Below are 18224 nucleotides of genomic sequence, written 5' to 3'. Positions count from 1 at the left end.
GGACATTTGTCCAAGAAGTTTAAAGAAGTGTCGGGTGTGGCTCTCAAGCAAACAAATAATCGCTTGCTTGAGAGTAACTTAGAGTGTGAGCACGATTAGGCTTCGGCAATTAAGATGGCACGAAGCGGAGCAGGGTAGCCCTCGATAGTTTTATTTACATCGTTTGGATCAAGAAAATCGGCTAGTGATTCTGTTGTCATCCAATCCGTTTTACGTTGTTCTGCGAGTGAGGTTTGGTCGTTATCTACTACACGCACATTTTTAAAACCAACGCGCTCTAACCACAAAGTTAATGCTGCGGTACTTGGGATATACCAAACATTACGCATTTTTGCGTAGCGGTCAGTTGGCATTAATACGGTATTGACATCACCTTCAACCACTAAAGTTTCAAGCACTAACTCACCACCAGGGCGTAACTGTGCTTTTAGTTGTGATAAGAAATCAATCGGTGAGCGACGGTGATATAACACACCCATCGAAAATACCGTATCAAACGCTTTTAGCTCAGGTAATTGCTCTACGCCTAACGGTAAAAGATGCACATTAGGATCTGGGTTAAAGTGTTTAATCGCTTGGAATTGGCTTAAGAATAAATCGGATGGGTCAATACCCACAACAAACTCAGCGCCTGCGCCGCGCATGCGCCATAAGTGATAACCCGAGCCACAACCAATATCGAGCACAGTGCGTTTAGAAAGATCTGAAATATGTGGTAATAGACGATCCCATTTCCAATCGCTGCGCCACTCAGTATCAATATGCAAACCATGAATGGTAAACGGGCCTTTACGCCAAGGCATCATGCGCTTTAGCAAATGCTCAAGCTGTTTTGTATGCCCTTCACTTAACTCCGACGCGTCACCAAACTCAACTTTATCTTGAATGTAAATGTGCTTGGTATTTGACTCAGGTAAATTCTTAAGTACTTTTTCCCATTTAGGCCAATCGCCATGTTGCGCTTCGCGTTGCCAGTGGCTAAGTTGTGCTGGTAATGTTTCTAACCAGTGGCTCAAAGGCGATTTTGCAATTGCTGCGTAAAAATCAGTAAACCAGTTATTCATTTTTAACCCTATTATTTAATTGCAATCATTGAGCAGAAGTTAAAACACTGATACCACACTTGGGTATGTTGAAAGCCAATGTTAGATAAGCGTTCAAAATGAGCAGTCAGTGTTTCTGGGCGCATAACGTTTTCAATAGCGCTGCGTTTTTGGCTAATCTCAAGTTCTGAATAACCGTTGGCACGCTTAAAGTCATGGTGAAGATCAATCAGTAAATCGTCTACTAAGGTATTTTCACCCTTAATTTTTTCACTGAGTAGTAACACCCCACCCGGATTTAATCCTTGGTAAATTTTTTCTAATAACGCAAAGCGCTGCGGCTGAGGAATAAACTGCAATGTAAAGTTAAGTGCTACAACCGATGCATTGCTAATTTCAATGTCGTTGATGTCGGCCAACTCAACAGTTACAGGTACATCCGAGCGAAAGCCCTCAAGGTGAAGTTTGCAGCGCTCAACCATTGCTGCTGAATTATCAACCGCGATAATTTGGCAATTTTGTTTGTCGATATTTCGGCGCATGCTCAACGTTACCGCGCCAAGCGAGCTGCCTAAATCATATAAATTAGAGTTGTTTTGCGCATATTGGCCCGCAAGCTTACCCATTGTGCTTACAATGGTTGCATAGCCAGGTACAGAGCGCTGGATCATATCTGGAAATACTTCAACCACACGCTCATCAAAGGTGAAATCCTTAACGGCTTGTTGGTTGGCGTAAATAGTGTCTTTACTCACTTACGTGATCTCTCAAGCTTTTAATCGGCATATTTTACGTTTTTTCTCGTCATTAGTCAGTGCCTTCACACAATCATTAATTAAAATTTTGATGTTTTTAGTAAAATTTAGTTTTCTCTTTTGTTAATTAGGTGTAGTTTGCTGACTATACTCAATATAGTTGCAGTTTGAGGCATAGTGAGAATGAGAAAAAATAATACAATTAGCACCGAAGATATTTTAGCGACTTTATGTAAATCAGTAACCGAAGTGCTTTCGGCGGCAACCAATAACCAAATTACGTATTCTGCCATGGTGCAGAAAATTACCCGTACTTGCATGCGCCCCGATATCGGTTGTTTTGTACTGTTTGATGGTGGCTTTACGGGCCTTGTGGTTAAGAACTTTACCGCACAAGCTGCGATGGAAATTTATGGCGACTACATGCGTAATATGGGTATGCCCGAAAGCGAAATTGCGAAAAGTCATTTGTCAGATGATGTGTCTAATGTGCTTGGTGAATTAATGAACCAAGTGGTAGGTGATTTTACTAATAAAGTACGCGAGCAGTTACACACATCAATCACGCAAAACCAACCTAAAATGATGGCAATCAACAAGCAAGTACAGATATCAGTTGATACCACCATGGATAGACCACAAGCAAGACGCGTTACCTTCACTACAGAAAATCAACATATTTTCTATCTAGAACTAGCAATGGATAAAACAGAATTTATCAAGTTACATGACTTTGATATTTCAGAAGCGGTTGACCCTGACGATATTATTGCCAGTGAAAAGGCAAAACCGGCGAAAAAGCCCGATGTAACGTCATCAGCAAATGATGATATTGATGATGATTTTATGGCCGAGCTTGGACTATAAAACCTACCTATTTCTTTTAAGGCCTCAACTTGAGGCCTTTTTTATTCATACCTTGTTATACATTCAATAGCATGCTTGCTTTTACAATGTTTCGTAAAAGTTTTCACCTCGATCACATAACACCATAAATAGCCGAAGGTCGAGCTCGCCTTGAAAATAGTCCGGCTGCATATGACAACATAAATTATAAAAGCTTTTGTTGTGGTCTTTTTCTTTAAAATGCGCAAGCTCATGCACTACTAATGTTTTTAAAATTTCTTCTGGTGCGTATTTTAGTTGATTCGCAATTGCAATGTGGTGCTGAGCTTTTAGTTTTTTGCCGTGTGCATGGCGTTTAAAGGTATGCGTTCCTAGGGCATTGAGCACAAGGTCTTTTTGTTTTTCATATTTTACTGAGTTTAATTTTGGCGCATTTTTTAAATAGTGCTGCTTCAAGCCAGTGGCAAAATCATATAAGGCTTTTTCAGATTTAAATTGATGGGCAATAGGGTATTTCTTTTCAAAATAACGAGCCAATTTGCCAGAGTTTATTAATGCTTCAACTTGCGCTTTTATTTGTTCTGGGTACGCGCTAAAGTAGTTCATAAAATCAACAGGACGTGTCGATGAAGCCATATTCTCTCGCTATTATTTTATTACTTAGTTACTGCTTTTCAGTTGATGCGAAGCCTAAGCTGGTTGATATTTCAGAGTATAAAAGTGGTATTGTAACGGAAATGCGTTATTTCACTGACAATAATTTTGTTGGTACAATAATTAATGGCTATCAAAGCGCTAAATGTTTACTCAGTGAAAAAGCTGCTAGCGCATTAGTTGCTGCACAATCTGATTTTTTAACGTTTGGTTTAACCATCAAAGTATTTGATTGCTATCGTCCACAGCGAGCAGTTGACCACTTTGTGTCGTGGGCTAACGATATTAACGACACCAAGATGAAGGCATTTTATTACCCTAAAGAGGCAAAAAATGAGCTTTTTAGTAAAGGCTATATTGCGGCAAAATCAGGGCACTCTCGAGCAAGCACCGTTGATATTACCTTGGTTGAAAAAGACAGTCTCGAACCATTAGATATGGGCACGCCTTGGGATTATTTTTCACCATTGTCGGCAGGGCAAAATCCACATTTATCTTCGCAGGTAAAAGCAAATAGGATGTTGCTTGCAAAAGTAATGGCTCTGCATGGATTTAAACCACTCAAAGAAGAGTGGTGGCATTTCACTTTAAAAGATGAGCCTTATAAGAATAGCTATTTTGATATACCCATTGAGTGACTCAAAATAGGTCGGCTTGTTTTGCTTCCTTTTCAGCTGGAAAAGGTAAAGTAACTGCATGATTAAATTTGCTTTCTAAACAAAATTGTCGTGCTAGATGTGCTGAATCATGATTATCTGCGGTATGAAAGAATAAATACGGTGTTTTACCTTCACGTTGCCAATCGGTAATTTTTTTAATCCAAGGAGCATAAAACGCCGAATTATCAGCTAAGTTAGAACAGCCAACAAATCGGATAATTGGTCGTTGCCCTGTGGCAATCACGTTTACGGGCACCCGCGGCTTTTTTTGTTGTGCGTCTATTATGGCATCGGTATTTGCAGGCTCAGAAAAGAGTGCACGGGTATCCATAATAATGCGGTCAACATTGTGGCGCATTAGCAGTTGGTTAAAATGCTTTTCGTTATCGTCTTTTTGGAAAAAACCTAAATGCCGCACTTCAATGGAAAGCGGGATTGATTTTGGCCATTGTTCAAAAAATGAAGCAATACGTGGTACAAATTCTGGTGAGCAAGATTTAGGAAGTTGTAACATAATTGAACCTATTTTTGGCAATAGCGGTTCAAATAAATTAAGCCATGCTTTTATTTCACTGTTTACTCCCTCCAACGCCATTTGATGCGAGATGCGTTTAGGGATTTTAAAGGTAAAACGAAAATCATCGCCGGTGCTGTGATACCAGTTATTGATTGCTGCAGGGCTCGGGTCCGCATAAAAGCTGGTATTGCCTTCAACAGTATTAAAAATTTGGCTGTATTGTGTGAGCATGTCACTGTTTTTACAGTGTGTTGTAAAAACACGTCCTTTCCAGTGATTACTGGACCATTGTGGGCAACCTAAGTACAGCATTTCATTTCTTTATCGTGAGTGAATTTTTATAGCATATCAAACACGGAATTTACTCTCTACACTCGCATTTTTAAAGCGCTTAAGTATAATTGGCGTTTATTTTTTTAGTGATGACTATTTCGAGGGCATTTTAGCGCTCGAATATTTGATAAGTCTTTTACGGACAGGATAGATATGCGCTCTATATATTGCGGACAAGTAAATAAATCAAACGTAGAACAAACGGTCGAGCTGTGTGGTTGGATCAATAAACGCCGTGACCTAGGTGGCTTAATCTTTATCGACTTACGCGACCGTGAAGGTGTTGTGCAAGTGGTATTTGATCCTGAAGTTGAAGGCTTAATGGACACTGCAAACCAATTACGTAATGAATTCTGCGTAAAGGTAACTGGTATTGTACGTGCTCGCCCAGAAAGCCAAATCAACAAAGATATGGCAACGGGTGAAGTGGAAATTTTAGGTAAAGGGTTAGAGATCATCAACCGTTCTGAGCCATTACCTCTTGATTTTAACCAGCAGAACTCAGAAGAAATGCGTTTGAAGTATCGCTATTTAGATCTTCGCCGTGTGGAAATGAGCGAGCGCATTAAGCTACGTGCTAAAGCGTCATCGTTTGTACGTCGTTTCTTAGACGACAATGGTTTCTTAGATATTGAAACACCAGTACTAACTAAAGCAACACCTGAAGGTGCTCGCGATTACTTAGTGCCAAGCCGTGTTCACAATGGTAGTTTTTACGCATTACCTCAGTCACCTCAGCTGTTCAAACAGTTGTTAATGATGTCGGGTTTTGACCGTTATTATCAGATCGTTAAGTGTTTCCGAGATGAAGATTTACGTGCTGATCGTCAACCTGAATTCACTCAAATCGATTTAGAAACGTCATTCATGAGCTCAGATGAAGTGCGTGCAATGACAGAAAAGCTAATTCACGATATGTGGCAAGAGCTATTAAACGTTGATTTAGGTACTTTCCCAACGATGTCTTATGCAGATGCGATGCGTCGTTTTGGTTCTGATAAGCCTGACTTACGTAACCCAATGGAATTAGTTGACGTTGCTGATTTAGTTAAAGACGTGGAGTTTAAAGTATTCTCAGGTCCAGCTAATGATGAAAAAGGCCGCGTAGCTGTACTAACTGTACCAGGCGGTGCTGAATTATCGCGTAAGCAACTTGATGATTACACTAAGTTCATTGGCATTTATGGTGCGAAAGGCTTAGCGTGGATGAAAGTTAACGACCGTGAGGCGGGCGTTGAAGGTGTGCAATCACCAATTGCTAAATTCCTAACTGAAGACGTGATTAGCCAATTACTTGAGCGTACTAATGCGCAATCAGGCGACATCATTCTATTTGGTGCTGATAAGCGTAACGTTGTAAACGAAGCGATGGGTGCACTTCGTCTGAAAATCGGTTTAGACCTAGAAATCACAGACTTAAATAAGTGGGCGCCACTTTGGGTTGTCGATTTCCCAATGTTTGAAGAAGACGACGAAGGTACACTGCACGCAGTTCACCACCCATTCACTGCACCAAAAGATATTTCAGCTGCAGAGTTAGAAGCGAATCCAGCAGCAGCTATTTCAGATGCGTACGATATGGTTCTTAACGGCTACGAAGTAGGCGGTGGTTCTGTACGTATTCATAATAATGAAATGCAACAAGCGGCATTCCGCATCTTAGGTATCGAAGCTAAAGAGCAAGAAGATAAGTTTGGCTTCTTACTTGATGCGCTTAAGTACGGTACACCACCACATGCAGGTTTAGCATTTGGTCTTGACCGTTTAGTAATGCTGCTTTGTGGTACTGAAAATATCCGTGATGTAATTGCATTCCCTAAAACAACTCAAGCATCTTGTTTATTAACAAATGCACCAAGTGTTGCTAACCCAGAGGCACTTGCTGAATTAGGTGTTGCAGTAACGGTTGAGCCAAAAGACGCTTAATTGATATGTTTTTAAAAAAAGGCGTACTGTTAAGTACGCCTTTTTTGTTTGCTTGCAAAGGGAAAAATTAAACTGTAAAACGCGCGACATCATGCTTCATATTTTGTGCATCTATTTCAAGTGCGTGACAGTTTTCACTGTTTTCACAGGAATCGATAAACAGCTGCTCGGCAGATACTGAAATATTTTCAGTAGCACTTTCAACTTCTTTCACTGTATACATTTGTTCTTGAGTGGCGCCTGCGATTTGAATTACTCTGTCGCGTATTGCATCAAGCGATTGTTTATTACGATCCATGCTTAGTCTTGCTGTATCAAGCGATGAATTCATCTCACTTGTTAGATTTAAGCTTTTTTCCATAGCTTGTTCTGAGCGCAAAACGAGGTCTTGTAAGGTTTTTATCATTTTGCCAATTTCAACAGTGGATTGCTGTGTGCGTTTCGCTAATGTTCTCACTTCATCAGCTACCACAGCAAAGCCTCTGCCGGTTTCACCTGCTCGTGCTGCTTCAATCGCTGCGTTAAGGGCAAGTAGGTTAGTTTGTTCTGTGATCTCACTAATGACACTTGTTACACCTTCAATATCCCGACTTGATAAAGTTAATTCATTCATAATGCCGCTGGTTGATTCAACTTGTGATTTTAGTAATGCCATATTTTGATGCGTTTGACTCATTACAGCGGTACCTTCACGCATATTTTGCTCAGCTTGTTCTACACTTGCTTCCACTTCAACGCTACTTTGTGCTATGAGTTCGACTGCTTTAACAAGCTCAGAAACAGCCTGTTTAACGGCAATGGTATTATTTTTTTGGTCTTCAATTGCAGATTGCGACCGTAAACTTAATTCAGCAGAGTGATGAGCGCCTTTCTCAACTGCTTCACCTTTATGTTTAATTTCACGCACGATATCTGCAGTTGTGTCGATAAATTCGTTGATACTGTCGGTAAAATCTGACAGTTCATCTTTACCTTCTAGTTCTATATGTTGTGTTAAATCGCCATTACCATGGCTAATATCCGCCATTTTTTCATTTGCACTGTGTAGGCGATGAATAATACGATAGGTTTGCCAGAGTAAAATTAGCGAAATTACAACGGTAATGGCGCCAGAGACTATGGCACCTTGTTTTTTACTGACCGTTAACGTATTGGAAATTTCACCATTTATACCTGTGGTTAACTCATTTAATGTTGATTCAACTTGGTGAATACTGCCCCGAAGCGCACCACGTAAACCATCATCTTCAGAAAGACCGCGTTGCTTTAAGGCATCAGCAAGGTTAGCTGCAGCATTTTCAAAATTAGTTAAAGTGACACTCGAAGCCGTTGTATGGCTAGTTAAATAGGTTTTTACTGTACTAAGCTTTTCTTGTGCTTGATTTTTTACAGCAATATCAAGTGATGATTGAAAATCATTTTCAAGTAATACTAGTCTCACCATTGAACTGATAGCTGCGGTATCACCTGTATTTAATACTTCTTCTTTAAGCCTTACCTCAGCTTGATTAAATGCTAAACGCAAACCTTGATCTTTAGTCAAGCCAATACGTTTATCTAAAGACACTAAAGTTAAGAACTGAGTTTCATATTGCTCAATTAATTCATGTGTGTTGGCAAGTTGATTTTTTAACGAAGGGATCGTGTCTAACGCTTGATGCAGTGCATTAATATTTTGCTTAATTAATGAAATACGCTGGTTAAACTTATCAACATATTTTTCATCCTTTCTTAGCAAAAAATCCTTTTCATGGCGTCTTAACATCAACATATTGTTACTTAGCTCTTTACTCAGTGCTAATTCATTACCAAGTTCAGCCATTTGATTCGTTGAATACCAAATTAAGCTGGCCATAATGGCCATTGCAAAAATAATCAGTATGGATAGGGAAATAAACGAACGTTTAATAGACATGAACACTCCTTATTCACAAATAGAAATTAACTCAGTCTTTTGGTTGATTTCTTAATCATCAATAAGGCTAGGATCGGTTTTTAATTATTGCCATAAAAATGTAATAAAAATTGATACAAAAAATCGAAGGTAAATAAGAAGTAAGTAAAATGGCTTGTTAAACAGGTTGTTATTAAAACTAATCACTTTATTACGCCGTTTATCATTCTTGCCTTTACAGCAGGAGAACAGTGGCACAACATGAGTTGAAATTGCTTTTTTAATCTGAATTATGTCTCGAGTTACTGTATTAGATAGTTTGCGTGGTGTTGCTGTTATTGGCATTTTGTTTATGAATATTTATTACCACGCTTTATTTGAAGTTGGTTATAGCCCTTTACCAACTCAGCCAATAAGTGATTTGGCGATTGATGTTATTAACGCCGTCTTTATCGATGGGCGATTTCGCACTTTGTTTTGTTTATTATTTGGTGTGGGGCTGACAATTTTGTATGACAAACATGGGCGCGATAATGCGTTACCGCTACTCCATAGTCGCCTCAAATGGTTATTAATTTTTGGTGTGCTTCACAGCGTATTGATATTTTCAGGTGACATTCTAGTTAATTATGCTCTTGCAGGTTTTTTAGTTTATCGAGAATTAGGTAATAACCAAGATGTTATATTGAGAAAAGCAAAAGCCTATTTTGTGATTGGTTTTGCGGTTTTGTTTGTGTTCTCCTTGATCCCAACTGATCCAATTTACCGAGGCAGCGAGCAGTATTACGAGATAGTTAATGAATGGCAACTTGGTTATGGTACACAGCTTATCCAACAAGCTGTTTTTACAACTATTATGTTTGTTTTCAGTTTGGTCTGTTTTGTCTGGGTAACTGCAGGCATTGTGCTGTTTGGTGTTTATTTATATCGGGATAACTTCTTTCGTGAAGGATTAACAAAAACACAGTTAACGCTTACATTTGCTATCACACTAATACTTTCAATTATTGATGCTGTTATAAGAGTAACATCTCCAGAACTTGTTGAGCTTAATATGGCACTAGCGACTTTATCTGCTTTATTTTGCGCGCTTTTATATGCCCACATCATTATTAAACTGGTAGCTAAAGTTCAGCTTTTCAATGTTGTTTTTGCTCCCGCAGGACGCATGGCATTTTCACTGTATATTCTTCAATCTATCGTATTTGCTTTATTTTTTAGATACATCGACGTTGATTTTATAAATCAGGCAACGCGTATGGATTATCTGTATTTGTGTGTTGTATTTTCGTTTGTACAGCTGGCCTTCGCATTTATTTACTTTAGGTTATTTATTGTAGGACCGATTGAATGGCTATGGCGAAAAGCCTACAGCAGCTAGCTCTGATGTGTTATTTAATGAGCAAGCAGTTTAAATAATCGAATTAACACTGGTAATCCATACAGTTATTGGTCATTATAAAGCAATTATAAAAATAATCGCTGAAGGTGCTTTTTGGCAATCATACTTGGTATCGATCCAGGCTCTCGCTTTACCGGATACGGTTTAATTAAACAGCAAGGCATGAAGTTTGAATACTTGGGCAGCGGCTGTATTAAAATGGGCGAAAAGCCCATGGCTGAACGCCTAAAAATTATTTTCCAAGGTGTAACGCAACTGATTGAGCAATATCAACCTGATAGTTTTGCGATTGAACAAGTGTTTATGGCCAGAAACCCCGATTCAGCGCTTAAGCTTGGTCAGGCACGTGGTGCTGCAATAGTTGCAGCTTCTTTACAATCGTTAGATGTATTCGAATATTCCGCAAGGCAAGTTAAACAAGCTGTGGTAGGCACAGGTGGCGCGGATAAGTCTCAAGTGCAACACATGGTTAAAAGTTTTTTAAAATTGCCAGGAACGCCGCAAGCCGATGCCGCGGATGCATTAGCAATTGCAATATGCCATGGTCATTCACAGCAACATTTAATAAAGCTCTCAGGCCAAGCAAGTAAAACAGTAAGAGGACGATTAAGACGATGATAGGGCGATTACGCGGTATCTTAATTGAAAAACAGCCCCCAGAAATTCTATTAGAAGTAAGTGGTGTGGGCTATGAAGTGAATATGCCAATGACCTGCTTTTATAAGTTACCGAAAGAAGGTGAAGAAGCAGTTGTTTACACCCATTTTGTAGTAAGGGAAGATGCACAATTATTGTTTGGCTTTAATAATAAAACTGAGCGCGCGTTGTTCCGTGAATTACTAAAAGCAAATGGTGTTGGTCCAAAACTGGGCCTTGCTATTTTATCGGGTATGTCTGCAGAGCAATTTGTTGCATGTGTTCATAACGAAGATGCAACAAGCTTAGTTAAATTGCCTGGTGTTGGTAAAAAGACTGCTGAGCGCTTAGTACTTGAAATGAAAGATCGGCTAAAAGACTGGGGCATGGATCTGTTTACACCGTATACTGATGGTGCCATTTTAGAAATGCAGGAAGATCCTACCATTAAAGGAAATGCGCAAGATGATGCTATTGCTGCACTAATGGCGCTTGGCTACAAGGCAAACCAAGCAGAAAAAGCAGTAAAAGCGATCAAAGGTCAAGGGCTTACCAGTGAAGTTCTTATAAAAGAAGCGCTTAAGGCGATGATGTAAAATGATTGAAGCGGATAGACTAATCGAACCCGAAAAAAAAGGGAATGAAGACGTAATTGATAGAGCAATTCGTCCAAAACTACTGTCAGATTATCGTGGTCAACCTCATGTAAAAGAGCAAATGGAAATCTTTATTGAGGCAGCGCGTTCACGTGAAGAAGCGCTTGATCATTTATTGATTTTTGGTCCGCCGGGTTTAGGAAAAACCACACTTGCCAATATTGTTGCAAACGAGCTTGATGTAAATATAAAAACCACATCGGGCCCAGTGCTTGAAAAAGCTGGTGATTTGGCAGCAATGCTGACCAATTTAGAAGAAAACGATGTGTTATTTATTGATGAAATACATCGCTTAAGCCCACATGTTGAGGAAATTCTCTATCCTGCCATGGAAGATTACCAACTCGATATTATGATTGGTGAAGGGCCAGCTGCGCGTTCAATTAAGTTAGATTTACCGCCGTTTACTTTAGTGGGAGCCACAACCCGAGCAGGTTCACTTACATCACCGCTTAGAGATCGATTTGGTATTGTGCAGCGATTAGAGTTTTACTCAGTTGAAGACTTGTCAAATATTGTAATGCGCTCAGCAGATTTCTTATCCCTTGAAATGGAAGAAGAAGGGGCAATTGAAGTTGCTCGCCGTGCGCGAGGCACTCCTCGTATTGCCAATCGATTATTACGCCGTGTACGCGATTATGCCGAAGTTAAAGCGGATGGTGTGGTAACAGCCGAAGTTGCTGGCAGCGCACTTGACATGGTTGATGTTGATAAAAGTGGCTTTGATTATATGGACAGAAAATATTTACTCTGTCTTATCGAGAAATTTATGGGCGGCCCTGTTGGTCTTGATAACATTGCAGCTGCAATCGGTGAAGAGCGCGAAACCATCGAAGACGTGATAGAGCCTTATTTGATACAGCAAGGTTTTATTCAACGCACCCCGCGCGGTCGAATAGCCCAAGAGTTTGCCTACAAACACTTTGGTTTTCCAATAAAAGATGCGTAACACGATTTATCTACAAAAGGCCGCTTAGCGGCCTTTTTTGTTGTTTTATACCAATTACATTAACTAGCGGAACATTTATTGCGACAGAGAAATGGTTCAGCAACAAGGCTTATAATTCGACATGTAGTTGTTCTACTGAAGAATTTTCAAACGCAGTTTATGGGTCATTTAACTCGCGAGAATGATCAAAAGATTAATAAATTGAAACAAGTTTCGGTAAATTTTAGGCAAAAAAAAGCCCGCTAGGGAGCGGGCAAACAACAAGTTGAAGGAAGTAATCCAGGGAACGCATTTTAACAATGCTACACAATGACAAATCAGTAATCACTGTGTATATGAAACTAGGGTTGGCACCAATTGGGTGCGTGTCCTCGTGTTTACAGGATGTATATTACGCATGAATGAAATTTTCATCAAACTAGAAAAATTATTTTTTCAGATTAAAAAAACTAATGTCAAAAAAGTTAATGTTGTGCGGATAATCACCAGTTAATTTTTTGTAAACTTATATGGTTTTGTATTTAAACAAAAAAAATTAAATTGCCTGATAATTGCTCTATAAGTTTTATTGTTTTAGTGACACCTATTTTTGTAAGTTTTGCCTATTTATGCACTGAAATTGAGTAAACGCTGGATTTGTTTAAGTTTTATTTAGTAAAAAGTCATCATTTAGTAGGGGAAACTGAATCTTTGCGTTTTTTTTGTTCAGTTAATGCAAATCTTATGGCATAGCCATTGTATGCATGTATTAGTATGGTTAAACTAAATCTAATGCTGTGAGGGAACTTTCAAAGCATCAAGCGAACTAACCCTTGACTATCAACAATTTCAGGAGTGAGCAGTGGCCACCGAAATCTCAATTTTTGACTTAATACTTAAAGCTAGTTTTGTGGTGCAACTGGTGATGCTGACATTAGTATTAATGTCTATTTTTTCATGGGCTATGATCATTCAACGCCGTAAGGCGCTCACTGCTGCAAAAGCAAATGCTAAAAAATTTGAAGATAAATTTTGGTCGGGTGTTGATTTAAGTAAGCTTTACGCAGAGCTATCTGCACGTAATGAGGTTGATGGTCTTGAAGCTATGTTTACAGCAGGTTTTAAAGAGTACGCGCGACTTGCCAAAAATAATCATGCGTCGCCAGGTTCAATCTTAGAGGGCACACACCGAGCGATGCGAGTAACGCTCTCTAGAGAAATAGAAAAATTAGAATCAAGTTTGTCGTTTTTAGCGACAGTTGGCTCAATCAGTCCATATATCGGCTTATTCGGTACGGTATGGGGTATTATGACTGCCTTTATTGCACTTGGCTCAGTAAAGCAAGCTACCCTACAAATGGTAGCGCCTGGTATTGCTGAAGCACTTATTGCAACCGCTATGGGCTTATTTGCAGCTATTCCTGCAGTTATTGCATTTAACCGTTTTTCTCACACAGTTGAAAAAGTAGAATCATCTTACGGTAATTTTATGGAAGAATTCTCTAATATTCTTCATCGTCAAGCTGTGGCAAATGTGGATGCTAAATAATGTATCAACGTAAGAAACGTCGCCCCGTCGCCGAAATCAACGTTGTTCCATACATTGATGTCATGTTGGTATTGCTTATTATTTTCATGGCAACTGCCGCGGTAATTACCCATGGCGTAAATGTCGATTTACCTAAAATGGAAGAGTCTGAACTTGTCGAAGCGACAGAAACTCCTCCAATCGTGGTATCGATTGATGCCGATGGGAATTATTATGCAAGCATTGGTATTGATCCTGAAGCACCGATGGAAGCGGTTGATATTGCCGCTCAAGTAAAACTTGCGTTAGATAAAGACCCTAAAACGCCGGTGATGTTAAAAGGAGACGGTAAGGTAACTTACCAAGAAGTACTGCTGCTAATGGACTTTCTTAAAAGAGCGGGCGTACCGTCGGTTGGATTAATGACGGAGTCATTTGAGCAGTAATTATGAAGAACGACCTTAAATCGGCTCTTATCAAATCTGCATTGCTGCACCTTGCAATTATTGTGGCTTTTGTTATTGGTGGGTTACTAAAACCGTCAAAGCCACAGGTGATGGAAGTAACACTCAATGCACCAAATAAACCAGAGCAAAAAGCTGTTAAGGCGGTATCCGTTGATACTAAAGCAGTTGAAAAGCGTATCAATGAGCTTAAAAAGAAAGAAGCGGACAAAAAAGCAGCCGAAGCTAAACGTATTCGTGATTTAGAACGCCGTGCTGCCAATGCGAAAAAGAAACGTGAAGAAGAATCTAGACGTATCGCTAAATTAGAAAAAGAGCGTATTCGCAAAGAGAAAGAAAAGAAAAAGGCAGAAGCAGCTGCACGTGAAGCTAAGAAAAAGCAACAAGCTGAGCAGAAGAAAGCCGCTGATGCGAAAAAGAAAGCTGAAGAATTAGCGAAAAAACGTAAAGCTGAAGAAGAGAAACTGAAAAAAGCGGAAGCAAAACGCAAAGCCGATGCAGAAGCGGCACGTCAAAAAGCACTCGCTGAAAAAATGATGCAAGAGCAATTGGCTGCTGAAGCTGCAGCACGCAGTCGCGCAAAACAAGCACAAGTACTTTCTGAGGTGGAAAAATACACTGCGCTAATTACCGCAAAGATCCAGCAAAACTTATTATTAGACGACAATATGAAGGGTAAAGAGTGTCGTTTGAATTTACGTCTTGCATTTAATGGCTTAGTTACCCAAGTGGAAGCCCTAAGCGGCGATAAGCAAGTATGTGAAGCAACAATTCGTGCGGTTCGCCGTGCAGATACATTACCTGTATCCAAAGATAAAGCTGTGTTTGAGCAGCTGAAAAATATTAATTTAACCATTCAACCAGATATTTAAGGGATAACATGATTAGCGCATTGCAAAAATGGGCTTTTGCCGCCGTACTTTTGGTTAGTACTGCAGCGAATGCCGCTCTTGAAATTGTAATTACCGAAGGTGTGGATTCAGCGCGCCCAATTGGGATCGTGCCATTTAAATATAACGGTACAGGTGAAGCACCAAATGAAATTACTGATGTAATTGCTGCGGATTTACGTCGCAGTGGCCGTTTTAATCCGGTCGCGCCAATTAATATGCCGCAGCGCCCAAGTAATGATACAGAAGTTGATTACAGCGCATGGGTGTCTGAAGGTGTTGAAGCCATTTTAGTGGGCACCATTACTGAGCAGATGGGGGCGCGCTACTTAGTGAGTTATCAACTAATCGATGTTATTCGCGGTCAAATCACGGGCGGCGATACCAAAATATTAAGTAAAGGGCGTTTAGTTAATTCGGAAGATCATATTTTAGATGCGCGCCAAACGGTGATTGGTAGCGATAGCTTTCGTCGTTATGGCCACCGCATAAGTGATGTGGTATATGAAGCGCTAACAGGTGAACGTGGTGCGTTCTTAACTAAGATTGCGTATGTAATCGTGCGTGAAAATGAAGACCGTCCTTACCAATTAGTCATTGCTGATTATGATGGTTATAACGAGCAAACATTATTACGTTCTAAAGAACCACTTATGTCACCAACATGGTCACCTGATGGTACTAAATTAGCGTATGTGACGTTTGAGAATCGTCAAAGCCAAATCTATATTCAAGACATTTATACAGGCAAGCGTGAACGTTTAACTGCATACAAAGGCATTAATGGCGCACCTAAGTTTTCACCAGATGGCACTCAGCTAGCAATGGTGCTGTCAAAAGACAAAAATGGTGCCACTGAGGTATACGTTTTAGACTTGAAAACAAAGAAATCTCGTCGTATTACCAGACATAGAAGTATCGACACTGAACCAAGCTGGCATCCAAATGGTAAAGAAATTGTATTTACGTCGGAAAGGGCTGGTAATGCTCAGATTTATAGCGTAAATTTAGCAACTGGTAAGAAAAGAAGACTTACTTTTGATGGTGATATGAATTTAGCGGGTTCAATCACACCTGATGGTAACAACTTAGTTATGGTAAATCGCACATTAGGTCGATACCATATTGCTAAAAAAGATTTAAAATCAGGTGACTTTAGCGTGTTAACACGCACTCGTTTAGACGAATCGCCAAGCATTGCGCCTAATGGCTCAATGATTATCTATAGTACGTTACATAATAATAAACAGGTCCTTGCATTGGTATCAATGGATGGACGGTTTAAAGCTCGCCTTCCTGTCGCGGAAGGTGAAGTTAAGGCACCTGCGTGGTCGCCATTTTTGTAAAGATTACAGGTTAGACTTTTAAAAAAGGAATCAACTCAATGCAACTTAACAAACTACTAAAGAGCCTACTCATTGCAGTGCCTGTAATGACGTTAGCTGCTTGTAGCTCTTCTTCAACTGTAGAAGAAGATACATCTGCGAACCAAAGCAACCAAGGTCAAGAAGAAACAGTACAAGTTGAAACTGTTGTTAAAGAAAAAACACCAGAAGAAATTCTTGCTGAAAAATACGAAGCACTTCGCCAAGAGCAAATCGTATACTTCGACTTTGACAAATCAACAGTACGTAGTGATTATGTTGAGTTACTTCAAGCACACGCTGATTTTTTAGTTAAGAACCCAAGTGTAAAAGTACTTGTTGAAGGCCACGCTGATGAGCGCGGTACACCAGAGTACAACATCGCACTAGGTGAGCGTCGTGGTCAAGCAGTTGCTAAATACCTACAAAGCCTAGGTGTTGCTGAAAGCCAAATCTCAGTAGTTAGCTACGGCGAGGAAAAGCCAATGGTTAAGACTCGTACTGAAGATGCTTTCGCGAAAAACCGTCGCGCAGTTTTAGTATACTAATATAGAAGTTAATATGATTAAGCCGAAAGTTATTTTGGCAACCATGTTACTTAGCGGGAGCAGTCAGTTATTGGCTGCTCCCGCTCCTGTTTCTGAGGTAGGTGCAAGCTCAAGTATGTCGTCCACGGCATTTGAAACTCGCTTACAAACTTTGGAACGCATGGTTGCAAACAGAAATGTGCAGTTTTTACAGCTGCAACAGCAATTAGAATCTCTGCAAGAAGAAGTTAGCCAGTTACGTGGCATTACTGAAGAGCAGGGCTACCAGTTAGAAAAAGTATTACAGCGTCAACGTGAGTTATACCAAGAAATTGAAACGCGAGTTTCAAGCAGTCTCACAGCGACAACGCCTGTTACTGACACCCTAACAAATAGCACCGCTGGTACAATGAGCAGCAATTTAAATGAAAATGATGCTTATGACCGTGCTGTGCAATTAATTATGCAAGATAAGCGCTATGATGCGGCTATCCCAGAATTTAAATCGTTCTTAGAAAATTACCCAGAATCAGTATATGTACCAAATGCGCATTATTGGTTAGGGCAATTGCTGACGATTAAAAATGATAGTAAAGGCGCACTTTCGCACTTTGAGAGCTTAGTAAATGGCTTTCCAGATTCAAATAAGCGCTCAGATGCAATGTTAAAGCTGGCAACGACCTACATTAAAGAAGGCGAGACAGCACGTGCGAAAAAAATCTTAAATGATTTGGTTGCACAATACCCAGATTCAACCCCAGCAAAATTAGCGGTTGAAAAACTAGCGAGTCTTAATTAAGACTCGCCAGATTCATTTTTTGTAAATGAAAAGTGAAAACATAATCACTTATTAGGCTAATCTTAAGATGTTGGTATAAAATTAGCCAACTGAGTCATAAAACTTAAAAAAACTGTAATTTTAGGTTGCACTCATTTTTTAAATAAGTATTATAAGCGCCCGCAGCCGCTTGTTACGAAAGACAAAAACGCTGCGCAAAAAATCTGATTGGGTCATTAGCTCAGTTGGTAGAGCAGTGGACTTTTAATCCATTGGTCGATGGTTCAAGTCCATCATGACCCACCATTCAGATTTTGCACTTCGAGTATTTCCCTTTGGGAATTGAGCGGGTCATTAGCTCAGTTGGTAGAGCAGTGGACTTTTAATCCATTGGTCGATGGTTCAAGTCCATCATGACCCACCA

General features: G+C 39.8%; 18 protein-coding genes and 2 tRNA genes. 15 read left to right on the top strand and 5 right to left on the bottom strand.

Annotated features, from left to right (window positions below; translation table 11 throughout):
* Window positions 1-95: 95 nt before the first annotated feature.
* On the bottom strand, window positions 96-1064 hold the full coding sequence (gene cmoB, locus AAEU29_RS04690) for a tRNA 5-methoxyuridine(34)/uridine 5-oxyacetic acid(34) synthase CmoB (protein WP_421972269.1): 969 nt from the start codon (window positions 1062-1064) through the stop codon (window positions 96-98).
* 11 nt (window positions 1065-1075) lie between these two features.
* Window positions 1076-1798, bottom strand: coding sequence for a carboxy-S-adenosyl-L-methionine synthase CmoA (gene cmoA, locus AAEU29_RS04685; RefSeq protein WP_421972268.1), 723 nt, complete (start codon window positions 1796-1798; stop codon window positions 1076-1078).
* Between the two features lie 183 nt (window positions 1799-1981).
* On the opposite strand from cmoA, the gene AAEU29_RS04680 reads away from it, so the two are divergent.
* Window positions 1982-2665 (top strand): DUF3334 family protein, encoded by a 684-nt coding sequence (locus AAEU29_RS04680; protein WP_372771449.1) that lies wholly within the window; start codon window positions 1982-1984, stop codon window positions 2663-2665.
* Window positions 2666-2746: 81 nt separating this feature from the next.
* Here the strand turns inward: AAEU29_RS04680 and AAEU29_RS04675 are convergent, their stop codons facing one another.
* Window positions 2747-3280, bottom strand: a complete 534-nt coding sequence (locus tag AAEU29_RS04675) for a M48 metallopeptidase family protein (protein ID WP_421972267.1) — start codon at window positions 3278-3280, stop codon at window positions 2747-2749.
* On the opposite strand from AAEU29_RS04675, the gene AAEU29_RS04670 reads away from it, so the two are divergent.
* Complete coding sequence (locus AAEU29_RS04670) at window positions 3271-3936, top strand: M15 family metallopeptidase (protein WP_421972266.1); 666 nt, start codon at window positions 3271-3273, stop codon at window positions 3934-3936. The two genes, AAEU29_RS04675 and AAEU29_RS04670, sit on opposite strands and share 10 nt — an antisense overlap.
* A 1-nt stretch (window position 3937) precedes the next feature.
* On the opposite strand, the gene AAEU29_RS04665 is transcribed toward AAEU29_RS04670, so the two are convergent.
* A complete protein-coding gene (locus AAEU29_RS04665; RefSeq protein WP_421972265.1) occupies window positions 3938-4786 on the bottom strand; it encodes a DUF72 domain-containing protein in 849 nt (282 codons plus the stop codon).
* A 174-nt stretch (window positions 4787-4960) separates the two neighbouring features.
* Between AAEU29_RS04665 and aspS the strand changes: the two genes are divergently transcribed.
* Window positions 4961-6733, top strand: coding sequence for an aspartate--tRNA ligase (aspS, locus tag AAEU29_RS04660; protein WP_421972264.1), 1773 nt, complete (start codon window positions 4961-4963; stop codon window positions 6731-6733).
* A 67-nt stretch (window positions 6734-6800) separates the two neighbouring features.
* On the opposite strand, the gene AAEU29_RS04655 is transcribed toward aspS, so the two are convergent.
* Complete coding sequence (locus tag AAEU29_RS04655; RefSeq protein WP_421972263.1) at window positions 6801-8648, bottom strand: methyl-accepting chemotaxis protein; 1848 nt, start codon at window positions 8646-8648, stop codon at window positions 6801-6803.
* A 271-nt stretch (window positions 8649-8919) separates the two neighbouring features.
* Here AAEU29_RS04655 and AAEU29_RS04650 point away from each other — a divergent pair, with 271 nt between their 5' ends.
* The 12 genes from AAEU29_RS04650 (at window position 8920) to AAEU29_RS04595 (ending at window position 18224) form a co-directional block, all read left to right on the top strand.
* A complete protein-coding gene (locus AAEU29_RS04650) occupies window positions 8920-10008 on the top strand; it encodes a DUF418 domain-containing protein (RefSeq protein ID WP_421972262.1) in 1089 nt (362 codons plus the stop codon).
* A 114-nt stretch (window positions 10009-10122) separates the two neighbouring features.
* Window positions 10123-10647, top strand: a complete 525-nt coding sequence (gene ruvC, locus AAEU29_RS04645; protein ID WP_421972261.1) for a crossover junction endodeoxyribonuclease RuvC — start codon at window positions 10123-10125, stop codon at window positions 10645-10647.
* On the top strand, window positions 10644-11261 hold the full coding sequence (ruvA, locus tag AAEU29_RS04640) for a Holliday junction branch migration protein RuvA (RefSeq protein ID WP_421972260.1): 618 nt from the start codon (window positions 10644-10646) through the stop codon (window positions 11259-11261). Before ruvC ends, ruvA begins: the two co-directional genes overlap by 4 nt.
* A gap of 1 nt (window position 11262) precedes the next feature.
* On the top strand, window positions 11263-12270 hold the full coding sequence (gene ruvB / locus AAEU29_RS04635) for a Holliday junction branch migration DNA helicase RuvB (protein WP_421972259.1): 1008 nt from the start codon (window positions 11263-11265) through the stop codon (window positions 12268-12270).
* A gap of 841 nt (window positions 12271-13111) precedes the next feature.
* Entirely contained in the window at window positions 13112-13798 is a 687-nt protein-coding gene (tolQ, locus tag AAEU29_RS04630) for a protein TolQ (protein WP_421972258.1), read from the top strand.
* Entirely contained in the window at window positions 13798-14223 is a 426-nt protein-coding gene (gene tolR / locus AAEU29_RS04625) for a protein TolR (protein WP_421972257.1), read from the top strand. The genes tolQ and tolR overlap by 1 nt, the downstream gene beginning before the upstream one ends.
* Window positions 14224-14225: 2 nt before the next feature.
* Window positions 14226-15113 (top strand): cell envelope integrity protein TolA, encoded by an 888-nt coding sequence (gene tolA / locus AAEU29_RS04620; protein ID WP_421972256.1) that lies wholly within the window; start codon window positions 14226-14228, stop codon window positions 15111-15113.
* A gap of 8 nt (window positions 15114-15121) precedes the next feature.
* Window positions 15122-16477: a Tol-Pal system beta propeller repeat protein TolB gene (gene tolB / locus AAEU29_RS04615; RefSeq protein ID WP_421972255.1), complete on the top strand. Its 1356-nt coding sequence runs from the start codon at window positions 15122-15124 to the stop codon at window positions 16475-16477.
* A gap of 38 nt (window positions 16478-16515) precedes the next feature.
* Entirely contained in the window at window positions 16516-17043 is a 528-nt protein-coding gene (pal, locus tag AAEU29_RS04610) for a peptidoglycan-associated lipoprotein Pal (RefSeq protein WP_274763611.1), read from the top strand.
* A 16-nt stretch (window positions 17044-17059) separates the two neighbouring features.
* Window positions 17060-17821, top strand: a complete 762-nt coding sequence (ybgF, locus tag AAEU29_RS04605; RefSeq protein ID WP_421972300.1) for a tol-pal system protein YbgF — start codon at window positions 17060-17062, stop codon at window positions 17819-17821.
* Between the two features lie 209 nt (window positions 17822-18030).
* A tRNA-Lys gene (locus AAEU29_RS04600) sits at window positions 18031-18106 on the top strand.
* Between the two features lie 42 nt (window positions 18107-18148).
* Window positions 18149-18224: transfer RNA gene (locus AAEU29_RS04595), tRNA-Lys, on the top strand.

Source organism: Pseudoalteromonas aquimarina (genome assembly GCF_049257255.1).
Classification (GTDB): domain Bacteria; phylum Pseudomonadota; class Gammaproteobacteria; order Enterobacterales; family Alteromonadaceae; genus Pseudoalteromonas.
The sequence above is the reverse complement of the archived record's forward strand: the minus strand, read 5'-3'. Positions and strand labels throughout refer to the sequence as shown.